This window comes from Parvibaculum sp. (assembly GCF_049672805.1).
Lineage (GTDB): Bacteria > Pseudomonadota > Alphaproteobacteria > Parvibaculales > Parvibaculaceae > Parvibaculum.
Map to the genome: position 1 here is coordinate 1 of NZ_JBATWS010000337.1, position 10,851 is coordinate 10,851.

Genomic DNA, 10,851 nt, shown 5'->3' on the forward strand with positions numbered 1-10,851 from the left:
CCCTCGGAATACTCGAAGAAGGTTTCGATATAGGGGTGGCCAATCGGCAGCATCTTCGTGAAGCCCGCATCCATGCGGAGCTGCGAAGCAAAAAAGCCCATCACAAGCGTGAAGGCCAGCAGAAGGATCAGGATCGGCGCACGCAGACCGAATACGAAATTTTCAATACGCTGCAAAATAACCTCCCCGTGGGATCAGCACCCTTTTGCAAGTTGAGTGCATCGAAGGTTTTTACGTTACGGCCGGAGCTTCGGCTCTTCTTTTCATTTTCTAGTGCAAATGGAACGACGCGTTCCTTTTGTGATGCCAGTGGCGACACACCACGGCTTTGCCTGTTCGGGCCGGTCTGGCGCTCGCGGGATAGCGCCTTTTTACGAATTTCGCAATCCAGCTCGCCGGACCAGTTCGCCGGGTACGGGCGGTTTCAATTATCACGACATGCCGCTTTGGCACAGCTTAATTGTGGAAAAATTCGAAGCTGACAGCGGGTTCTTTATGACAAAAGCATTGAAACTGCATGTATTGTTGGAACAATCGGCGCTCATCTTGCTGACACGCCGCAGAACTCTTGGTTAATGCGGCCTGTCACTCCGCGAATGCTTGCGCGCCATGCCCGGCGCTACCGGTTGCCCTCGTCGTCCCCTTGATAGCTGGCTCAATGTGACATTTTGCAGCGCGGCAAGCTGCCGGATATTCCCCAAACCCATACCCATGATAAGGTTTTTGTAAGCTGGACATTCGGGCCGGGGCTGGAATGCCGAGGCCCGTTCTGCCGTCCGGCACCGAGGCAACCAATAACAAGGAAAGCTGGAAATGGCGGTATCGAGCGCGCCGGGCACCACCCCCCCAGGCACGATGACCCTGTCGGCATGGGCCGTGATGCTCTCTCTCATTGCCGGATCAATCCTATTCATCGCCATCGCCGCCAATGCGCAAGACGCTCCCATGGCAGTCCATGCCTGGATCTTCGTCTTTGCCTTCCTCGCAGGCGTCATGGCGATCGGCCAGCGCCATATGAATGCGACGAGCGGGCGGCCCCTTGCCGATGACGGCACGGGATATGCCGATGGCGTGGTGAAGGCCGGTGCCATTGCAACACTTTTCTGGGGCGTGGCCGGCTTCCTGGTCGGCGTCGTCATCGCCTTCCAGCTCACCTATCCGGCCCTCAACTTTGACACGGATTTCCTGAATTTCGGTCGGCTGCGCCCGCTGCATACATCAGCGGTGATCTTCGCCTTTGGCGGCAACGCGCTGATCGCAACCTCCTTCTATGTCGTACAGCGCACCTCCCGCGCGCGGCTTGCGGGCGACATCGCCCCCTGGTTCGTTTTCTGGGGCTATCAGCTCTTCATCGTGATCGCTGCCACCGGCTATCTGATGGGCGTCACCCAGTCCAAGGAATATGCCGAGCCGGAATGGTATGCCGATATCTGGCTCACCATTGTCTGGGTCACCTATCTCGCGGTCTTTCTCGGCACCCTCGCCAAGCGCAAGGAGCCGCATATCTATGTGGCGAACTGGTTCTACCTCGCCTTCATCGTCACCATCGCGATGCTGCATATCGGCAATAACCTCGCGATCCCCGAGACATGGAGCTCGTCCAAGAGCTATGCGCTCTTCCCCGGCGTGCAGGATGCGCTGATCCAGTGGTGGTATGGCCATAATGCGGTGGGCTTCTTCCTGACCGCCGGCTTCCTCGGCATGATGTACTACTTCGTGCCGAAGCGCGCGGAGCGGCCGGTCTATTCCTACCGCCTCTCCATCGTCCATTTCTGGTCGCTGATCTTCATCTATATCTGGGCGGGCCCGCACCATCTGCACTTCACCGCCCTGCCTGACTGGGCGCAGACGCTCGGCATGACTTTCTCCATCATGCTCTGGATGCCGTCCTGGGGCGGCATGATCAACGGGCTGATGACGCTTTCGGGCGCGTGGGACAAGCTGCGCACGGACCCCGTGATCCGTATGCTCGTCGTCTCGGTCGCCTTCTACGGCATGTCCACCTTTGAAGGCCCGGTCATGTCGGTGAAGGCCGTGAACTCGCTCTCCCACTACACCGACTGGACCATCGGCCATGTGCATTCCGGTGCGCTGGGCTGGGTCGCCTTCATTTCCTTCGGTGCGATTTACTGCCTGATCCCGTGGCTCTGGAAGCGTGAGCGCCTCTACTCGAACACGCTTGTGAGCTGGCACTTCTGGATCGCGACGCTCGGCATCGTTCTCTACATCACCTCGATGTGGGTGTCGGGCATTCTGCAAGGCCTGATGTGGCGTGCCTATGACGCGCAGGGCTTCCTCGAATATTCCTTCGCGGAAACCGTCGCGGCCATGCACCCCTTCTATCTGATCCGTGCCCTGGGCGGCGTGCTCTTCCTGCTGGGCGCACTCATCATGGTCTACAACTGCTGGATGACCATCAAGGGCCGCATCCGTGAGAGCGAGCCCCTCCCCGCCCGCGCGCCTGCCACTGGCGCAATGCCGCAACCCGCCGAGTGAGGAAATAAGGTCATGGCAAAATTCACACATGAAAAGATCGAGAAGAACTCGATCCTGCTCCTTGTCCTGACGCTCATCACGGTTGCGATCGGCGGCCTTGTCGAAATCGTGCCGACCTTCCTCATCAAGAGCACGATCGAGGATGTGAAAGGTGTGCGTCCCTACAGCCCGCTCGAACTGGCAGGCCGCAACATCTATATCCGCGAAGGCTGCTACAACTGCCACAGCCAGATGATCCGTTCGCTGCGATCGGAAGTGGAACGCTACGGGCACTACTCGCTGGCGGCGGAAAGCAAGTATGACCACCCCTTCCAGTGGGGCTCGAAGCGCACAGGGCCGGACCTTGCCCGTGTTGGCGGCAAATACTCCGATGAGTGGCACCGCCTCCACATGGCAGAGCCGCGCTCCGTCGTGCCGGAATCCGTGATGCCGGGCTACCCCTTCCTCGCAGAACGCGCGCTCGACTATCGCAACATCGAAAACGGTCTGCGCGCCCTCGCCCTCGCAGGCGTGCCCTACTCCGAGGACGCGATTGCAAATGCACGCGCCGACCTCGAAGCGCAGGCAACGCCGGACGCTGATACGGATGAGCTGATGCAGCGCTATCCCAAGGCGCAGGCCCGCGACTTTGACGGCAACCCGAAGATGATCTCCGAACTCGATGCCCTCATCGCCTATATGCAGATGCTCGGCACGCTCGTGGATTTCAACGCCTATGAGAACGCGGATTTCCGTCAGTAGGAGCGGCTTTTGGACAGCGGAACACTCTATGACGTGGTGAGGACATGGTTCGGCACAGCCGGACTCATCCTGATGGTGGCGCTCTTTGCTGCCGTGCTGGTCTATGCCCTGCGCCCGTCAAACAAAAAGACATTCGATCACCTTGCCGAACTTCCGCTCCGGGATGATGAACCGGGGGAACACGGCAAAGAAGCCGATAGCGGCAAGAAGGATACGGAGACCGGAGCATGAGCGAAAAGCACAAGGATGACGTGACCGGCGTTGAAACGACCGGCCACTCCTGGGATGGAATCCGCGAGCTCAACAACCCGCTGCCCAAATGGTGGATCTACACCTTCTACGCTACCATCGTCTGGTGCATCGCCTATTGGGTGGTGATGCCGGCATGGCCCTATATCACCAATGAGGGTTGGACTTACACGAAAGGCCTTATCGGCTATGAACAGCGCGAAGTGGTGACGGGCGAGCTTGCAGGCATTGTCGAAAGCCGCGCAGATGCCATGCTGCAGATTGCAGAAATGCCTCTGCGCGATGTGGCAGCCGATCCTGCCCTGATGGAACTTGCGCTTGCCGCCGGCCGCGCCGCCTTTGGCGATAATTGCGCGCCCTGCCACGGCTCCGGCGCGCAGGGCTTCAAGGGTTTCCCCAACCTCAATGATGATGAATGGATCTGGGGCGGCACGCTGGAAGACATCCAGTACACGGTGAACCACGGCATCCGCTGGGAAGCGAATGACGGCACGCGCCAGAACATCATGATGGCCTATGGCCGGGACGGCATTCTGAGCCGCGCGGAAATCTCCGATGTCGCGGAATATGTGCTCTCCCTTTCCGGCCGTTCGGAAAATGCGGAAGCCGCCACCCGCGGCAGCGAGATCTTCGCCACGCAATGCGTCACCTGTCACGGAGCCGACGGCACGGGCAACCGCGAACTGGGCGCCCCGAATCTCACCGATGCGATCTGGCTCTATGGCGGCGAGCGGGCGAACATCATTGAGTCCGTGTCAAACGGCCGCAGCGGCACGATGCCAGCTTGGGAAGGACGCCTGAGCGAGGCCACTATCCGTTCACTCACTCTGTTTGTGCATTCTCTGGGCGGAGGCGAGGAGTAAGCCTCTGCCCGGGGAGAAATCCTCGAGCAAGTAATGACCGATATCGCCCCCAACCTCGCCACACCACTGGAACGCCTTGCCGCCGAAGCTGCAGCAACAGCAGCGGGAAGAAATCCCCATGGCGAGGAAGGGGAGCGCTACACAGCCGTCAATTCGGAAAAGAACCGCCCGCTTTATGAGAGCCGGGTAAAAGTCTATCCGAAGCTGGTGCACGGCACCTTCCGCCGCCTCAAATGGCTCGTCATGGCGGTGACGCTCACCATCTATTATGTGACGCCGTGGCTGCGCTGGGAGCGCGGGCCCGGCCTGCCCGATCAGGCCGTGCTGCTCGATTTTCCCGCGCGCCGTTTCTACTTCTTCTTTCTCGAAATCTGGCCGCAGGAATTCTACTACGTCACGGGGCTGCTCATTCTGGCGGCGCTTGGCCTGTTTCTGGTCACAAGCGTCGCTGGCCGCGTCTGGTGCGGCTATGCCTGCCCGCAAACGGTGTGGACCGATCTCTTCCTTCATGTGGAGCGCTTCTTTGAAGGAGATCGCGCGGCGCGCATCCGCCTCGACAAATCACCCCTGAGCTTCAACAAGATCGCGCGCAAGGTCGGCAAGCACATTGTCTGGCTTCTCATCGCCGTTGCGACGGGCGGCGCATGGGTCTTCTACTTCGCCGATGCGCCAACGCTTGCCGCGCAGCTTCTCAGCTTTGAAGCGCCGCTCATTGCCTGGCTCTTCATCGCACTTTTTGCCTTCACCACCTATCTTCTCGGCGCCATCGCGCGCGAGCAGGTCTGCATCTATATGTGCCCCTGGCCGCGTATTCAGGGCGCCATGTTCGACGAGGATTCGCTTCTCGTCAGCTACCGCGCCGACCGGGGCGAAAAGCGCGGACCGCACAAGAAGGGCACGAGCTGGGAAGGCCGCGGCGACTGCATCGATTGCGGCCAGTGCGTGGCTGCCTGCCCCATGGGCATCGATATTCGCGACGGGATGCAGCTTGAATGTATCCAGTGCGCGCTCTGCATCGATGCGTGCAACGAAATCATGGACAAGGTGGAGCGCCCGCGCGGCCTCATCACCTATGACACGTTCCGCAATCAGGAGCTTCGTCAGGCGGGCGAGACGCCGCGCGTCAACCTGCTGCGTCCGCGCACTGTTGTTTATACCATCGCTCTCACGCTGGTTGCCGCCGTCATGCTCTTTGCGCTGCTGAACCGCGCAACGCTGGAGGCGAATGTCATTGCCGATCGCAATCCGCTCTTTGTCACGCTTTCGGATGGCAGCATCCGCAATGGCTATCAGGTGAAGATCCTGAACAAGGAACATTCCGCCCGCAGCTACCGCATTTCCATCGACGGGCTTGAAGGCGCCGCCCTGACGCGCCCGGCCCTGACCGGCGAGCATGACGAGATTGTGAGCGTGAACCCTGATACGCTTGTCAATGCGCGCTTCTTTGTGAGCCTGCCCATCGACCGGCTCAAGCAGCTAGACAAGGGCGAGGCGGAGTTCACCTTCATCGTGACCGACATTGAAAACGGCACGACCGCAACGAAGAAGACCAGCTTCAAAGGCCCGATCAAATGACTGTACAGAACACCGATTATCACCCTTCGGGGAAATTCGGCCCGCTTACGGGGCGGCGTGTTCTTGCTGCTTTCATCTTGTTCTTCGGCATCATCTTCGCCGTAAACGCGCTGATGATCTGGCGCGCCCTTTCCACCTTTGACGGGGTGGAAGTCGAAGGCGCCTATCAGAAGGGCCGCGCCTATAACCACCTTCTGGAACGCATGGAGGCGCAGAAGGCGATGGGCTGGAAAAGCACCATCGAAACCGAATTGCTGGCGGGCGACGGCTATGAAGCCCTGCTCCGCGTTCGCTTTGAAACGGCGGATGGCGTGCCGCTTCAGGGCCTCGCCGTTCGGGGCGAGTTCTGGCGGCCCGTGACAAAGGGCGAGGACAGGGAAGCCATGCTGACCGAAACCGCCCCCGGCCTCTATACCGCGCGCTTCGACCTCGCCCATGCGGGCAACTGGCTGGTGCGTATTGCAGCCGAAGGCCCGAAGGGAGAGACTTTCGTGGAGGAGCAGCGCGTCATTCTTCGCAGCAAGGATGGGAAATGACGGAACTCGCCGCAGGCATCCGGGAACGGGCAGGGATCGACCCTGACATTTTCGTGCGCGAGACGCCGGAAGGCGAAGCGCGGCTCGACCTCGTTGTCGAGGGGATGCATTGTGCAGGCTGCCTTCGCAAGGTAGAAGGCGCGCTGAAAAGTCTCCCCGGCGTTGAATATGCCCGCGCCAATCTCTCAACCAAGCGCGTTGCCGTGCGCTGGCAGCCGACAAAGCTGCGCGCCGACGCGATCATCCGCGCGCTCGCTGATACAGGCTTCACCGCCGTTCCCTTCGATCCGAAGCTGCTCGGTACATTCGACGAAAATGAGGGACGCTTCCTGCTGCGCTCACTCGGCGTGGCGGGGTTTGCCTCCGCCAATATCATGCTCATTTCCGTCTCGGTCTGGTCGGGCCTCGTCACCGATATGGATGAGACGACGCGCTCCCTTTTCCATTGGGTGTCCGCGCTGATTGCGCTGCCGACCGTTGCCTATGCGGGCCAGCCCTTCTTCCGTTCCGCGCTGAAAGCCATTCGCGGCGGGCGAATGAATATGGATGTGCCCATCGCCCTTGCTGTCATTCTCGCCACCACGATGAGCCTCGTCCAGACCATCGTGAATGCGCATCACGTCTATTTCGATGCCAGCGTGACGCTGCTCTTCTTCCTTCTGATCGGGCGCTATCTCGATGTGCAGGCGCGGGCGAAAGCCTGCTCCGCGGCAGAAAACCTGCTCGGCCTGCGCGCAACGGCGGCAACGCTGATTGCGCCGGATGGCTCGCACCGCTCCGTGCCCGTGGAACATCTCGAACCCGGTATGAAAGTTCTCGTTGCGTCCGGCGCACGCATTCCTGCCGATGGCGAAGTGACAAGCGGCGTCAGCGAAATTGACACGAGCCTCGTTACCGGCGAAAGCATGCCAGCAACAGTGAAGCGCGGCGATGATGTTTTCGCGGGCACGCTCAATCTCGGCGCGCCACTCACCGTCACCGTCACCAAGCGCGACGACGACTCGCTGCTTGCCGAAATCGTGCGGCTGATGGAATCGGCCGAGCAGGGCCGCGCGCGTTATGTGCGCATCGCCGACCGCGCCGCGCGCTTCTATTCGCCCGCCGTGCATCTCATGGCGGCGGCGACGCTCATCCTCTGGTTTTCGCTTGGTGCGCATTGGGAAACGGCGCTCACCAACGCGATTGCTGTTCTCATCATCACTTGCCCCTGCGCGCTCGGCCTTGCCGTGCCTGTAGTGCAGGTCGTGGCGACGGGCCGCCTCATCCGGCAGGGTGTGCTGGTGAAAGCCGCAGACGGGCTTGAACGTCTCGCGCAGGTGGACACGTTCGTCTTTGACAAAACCGGCACGCTGACGCTTGGCGAACCGCGCCTTGTGAATGGCGATGAAATCCCGGCGGATGCACTTGCGCTGGGTGCAGCACTTGCTTCCTCAAGCCGCCACCCGCTCTCTCTCGCCCTTGCCGACTATGCAAGAAGCCTCCCCGCGCAAGGGGCCGCGCCCGCCTTCACCGACATCACGGAAGTGCCGGGCATGGGCATGGAAGCACAGCTTGACGGACGCCTGATCCGCCTCGGCAATGCAGGCTTCACCGGCGCGGAAGCAAATACCGCGCATGGCGGCTCGGAAATCTGGCTCGCGCAGGAAGGCGCAGCCCCCGTCTGCTTCCGTTTTGAAGACACGCCGCGCCCCGACGCGAAGAAGGTCATCGCGGCGCTGAAGGAACGCGGCTTTGCGATTGAACTTCTCTCCGGCGACCGTGAACCTGCGGTGCGGCAGCTTGCGGATGATCTCGGGATCACGACATGGCATGCGGCTGCGCGCCCTGATGCAAAGATTGCGCGGCTCGAAGAACTCGCGAAGAAAGGCCACAAGGTTGCGATGGTGGGCGACGGGCTGAACGACGCGCCTGCGCTTCGCGCTGCTCATGTCTCTCTCTCCCCGGCAGACGCCGCCGATGCGAGCCAGACCGCCGCCGATTTCATCTTTCAGGGTGTGCCGCTTGCGCCCATCGTGGAGACGGTTGATGTCGCGCGGAAATCGCGCCGCCTCGTCTTTGAGAATTTCGGCCTCGCCCTGATCTATAACGCGATTGCCGTGCCGCTCGCCGTGGCAGGTTATGTGACGCCGCTCATTGCAGCCATTGCCATGTCGAGTTCGTCCATCATCGTGATCGTGAACTCGCTCCGCCTCAACCGCCGCAAGAAAGCGCAGCGCGATGCGCAGGCGTCTGCCCCGCGGCACGCAACCGCATGAGCATTCTCCTCTTTCTCATACCCGCCGCACTGCTGCTTGGCCTTCTCGGCCTCGCTGCCTTCATGTGGTCACTGAGAAGCGGGCAATATGACGATCTCGAAGGCGCGGCAGAGCGCATCCTTTTCGATGATGAGGACGAGCCGGAAGAAGACGGGAAGAACTAGCCTTCCGCCACCACGGCGCGATGCGCATGCCATGTGGCATGGCCGAGCAACGGAAAGATTACCGCAAGTCCCAGAAACCACGTCGCGATGCCGAAAGCGGTGAGCAACGCGATGATCCAGCCCCAGAGCAGCATCGGCCAGAAGTTCTTGCGCACGGCATTCACACTCGTGATGACGGCTGTGACCGCATCAATGTCACGCGCAAGAAGCAGCGGCACGGAAATCACCGAAATGGCGAAGACCGTGAAGGCGAGAACGCCGCCCGCCGCCGTGCCGATGGCGAGAAGCGCAAGTCCGCGCGGGCTGAGCAGTAGCAGGGGCGCGAATTCCGAAAGCGGCGGAATGCCGACCGCGCCGTAAAAGATCGCAAAAATCCAGCCTGCAATCTGAAGCCAGATAATGAAGGCACCAGCAAGCATCCCCCCCACCAGCGCAAGCTGGGTGAGATTGCGGCTGGAGACAAAGATCACGTCCTTGAGCCTGACCCGCTCGCCCGCTTCCAGACGGCGGCTCACCTCATAAAGCCCCACGGCCAGCATCGGCCCGACAAGCAGGAACCCCGCACCGAAAACCGGCAGCAGCGCACTGGCCCCGCCAAGGAAAAGCAGACCCGCAAGAAGGATCGACACGAAAAGGAAGGTTGAGCCATAGGCAAGGCTGATCGCCGGCACGGCGCGCATATCCGCCCAGCCCGCCTCAAGCCAGCGCCAGGGCTGATCCGCCCTGACCCTCACGATCACAGGGGCTCCTCCCTCCGCATGCGCAGTACCGCCCGCCTCAGCCATCAGGCTCATCGTCCGCTCCTCCCAAAGCAAACTGCAAGGGTTGATGCTAAACGGCGATAGTCTTCCCGTCCAAGCGAGAAATTCTCTCGAAGACGTGAAGCGCCAGCCAGCCCCTTTGGGCTTAAAATCGCTCGTGATCCAGTTTGGGGGCATCCCGAAGGAGATACCGGGCGTGAAACAGAAGCTGCTCACCTTCCTTTTCGCGGTTCTTGCCCTGGCAGGCGCACCCGCTTTTGCACAGGCGGAAGAAGCCGTTGCCGTCTTCGCGGGCGGCTGCTTCTGGTGCATGGAGCCACCCTTCGACAAGACAAAAGGCGTGCTCAGCACCACCTCCGGCTATATTGGCGGCGAGACGCCAAACCCGAGTTATGAGGAAGTTTCAGGCGGCGGCACCGGCCATATCGAGGCGGTGAAGATCACCTATGACCCGGAAAAGGTGAGCTATAGCGACCTGCTGCACATCTTCTGGCGGAATATCGATCCGCTGCGCGAAAACGCCCAGTTTTGCGATGAAGGCGCGCAATATAGCAGCGCCATTTTCTATCTCGACGAGACGCAGAAGAAAGAAGCCGAAAGGTCGAGACAGGAACTGGAAGCCTCTGGCCGCTTCTCGAAACCCATCGTCACCGCAATCCGCGAGGCCACCGCCTTCTACCCGGCGGAGGAGTATCATCAGGACTATTACCTGAAGAACCCGGCCCGCTACACTTACTATCGCTGGCGCTGCGGGCGCGACGCGCAGCTCAGACGCCTTTGGGGAGACGAAGCGGGCAAACATTGAGCGGGGCTTTGAGGAGGCACCGATGATGTCACGACGCATGTTTCTGGGCGGCACAGCGGCGGCCGCAGCCCTCGCCGCATTCGGCTTTGCCTTCCGCGGTGGCGGCGCAGGTGCCGCGCAGGAAGTCTTCGAGATCACCAAATCCGACGCCGAATGGAAACGCGCGCTGACACCGGAGCAATATCGCGTGCTGCGCGGCCAGGGCACGGAGCGTGCAGGCAGCAGCCCCCTCGACCGCGAGAAACGGGCGGGGCTTTTCCACTGCGCGGGTTGCGGCCTCCCCGTCTTTTCATCTGAAACAAAGTTTGACAGCGGCACGGGCTGGCCGAGCTTCTATGCCCCGCTCGACAATGCCATCGGAACATCTGAAGACCGGAGCCTCTTCGTCACGCGCACAGAGGTGCAT

At 61.0% G+C, this 10,851-nt stretch carries 11 protein-coding genes; 10 read left to right on the forward strand and 1 reads right to left on the reverse strand.

Annotated elements, in window-relative coordinates:
• Positions 1–813 precede the first annotated feature (813 nt).
• The 8 genes from ccoN to ccoS are packed head-to-tail and all read left to right on the forward strand — an operon-like array spanning position 814 to position 8,879.
• Positions 814–2,496 (forward strand): cytochrome-c oxidase, cbb3-type subunit I, encoded by a 1,683-nt coding sequence (gene ccoN / locus WBF74_RS10690; protein WP_424439352.1) that lies wholly within the window; start codon positions 814–816, stop codon positions 2,494–2,496.
• A 12-nt stretch (positions 2,497–2,508) separates the two neighbouring features.
• Positions 2,509–3,237: a cytochrome-c oxidase, cbb3-type subunit II gene (gene ccoO / locus WBF74_RS10695; protein ID WP_424439355.1), complete on the forward strand. Its 729-nt coding sequence runs from the start codon at positions 2,509–2,511 to the stop codon at positions 3,235–3,237.
• Between the two features lie 9 nt (positions 3,238–3,246).
• On the forward strand, positions 3,247–3,468 hold the full coding sequence (locus WBF74_RS10700) for a cbb3-type cytochrome c oxidase subunit 3 (RefSeq protein WP_424439358.1): 222 nt from the start codon (positions 3,247–3,249) through the stop codon (positions 3,466–3,468).
• The gene (gene ccoP, locus WBF74_RS10705; protein ID WP_424439361.1) at positions 3,465–4,349 is read left to right on the forward strand and encodes a cytochrome-c oxidase, cbb3-type subunit III; all 885 of its coding nucleotides are present in this window, start codon (positions 3,465–3,467) and stop codon (positions 4,347–4,349) included. The genes WBF74_RS10700 and ccoP overlap by 4 nt, the downstream gene beginning before the upstream one ends.
• A gap of 33 nt (positions 4,350–4,382) precedes the next feature.
• A complete protein-coding gene (gene ccoG / locus WBF74_RS10710; RefSeq protein WP_424439364.1) occupies positions 4,383–5,924 on the forward strand; it encodes a cytochrome c oxidase accessory protein CcoG in 1,542 nt (513 codons plus the stop codon).
• Positions 5,921–6,460 (forward strand): FixH family protein, encoded by a 540-nt coding sequence (locus tag WBF74_RS10715; protein ID WP_424439367.1) that lies wholly within the window; start codon positions 5,921–5,923, stop codon positions 6,458–6,460. Before ccoG ends, WBF74_RS10715 begins: the two co-directional genes overlap by 4 nt.
• Positions 6,457–8,715 carry a heavy metal translocating P-type ATPase gene (locus WBF74_RS10720; RefSeq protein WP_424439370.1) on the forward strand — a complete coding sequence of 753 codons (2,259 nt, stop codon included), beginning with the start codon at positions 6,457–6,459 and terminating at the stop codon, positions 8,713–8,715. The genes WBF74_RS10715 and WBF74_RS10720 overlap by 4 nt, the downstream gene beginning before the upstream one ends.
• Positions 8,712–8,879, forward strand: coding sequence for a cbb3-type cytochrome oxidase assembly protein CcoS (gene ccoS / locus WBF74_RS10725; protein ID WP_424439373.1), 168 nt, complete (start codon positions 8,712–8,714; stop codon positions 8,877–8,879). Before WBF74_RS10720 ends, ccoS begins: the two co-directional genes overlap by 4 nt.
• Here ccoS and WBF74_RS10730 read toward each other — a convergent pair.
• Positions 8,876–9,673: a DUF2189 domain-containing protein gene (locus WBF74_RS10730; protein WP_424439376.1), complete on the reverse strand. Its 798-nt coding sequence runs from the start codon at positions 9,671–9,673 to the stop codon at positions 8,876–8,878. The two genes, ccoS and WBF74_RS10730, sit on opposite strands and share 4 nt — an antisense overlap.
• 163 nt (positions 9,674–9,836) lie before the next feature.
• Between WBF74_RS10730 and msrA the strand changes: the two genes are divergently transcribed.
• Together msrA and msrB are read left to right on the forward strand one after the other, a co-directional pair.
• Positions 9,837–10,445, forward strand: coding sequence for a peptide-methionine (S)-S-oxide reductase MsrA (msrA, locus tag WBF74_RS10735; RefSeq protein WP_424439379.1), 609 nt, complete (start codon positions 9,837–9,839; stop codon positions 10,443–10,445).
• A gap of 25 nt (positions 10,446–10,470) precedes the next feature.
• Positions 10,471–10,851: peptide-methionine (R)-S-oxide reductase (gene msrB, locus WBF74_RS10740; protein ID WP_424439382.1), on the forward strand; the 381-nt coding region annotated here is incomplete at its 3' end.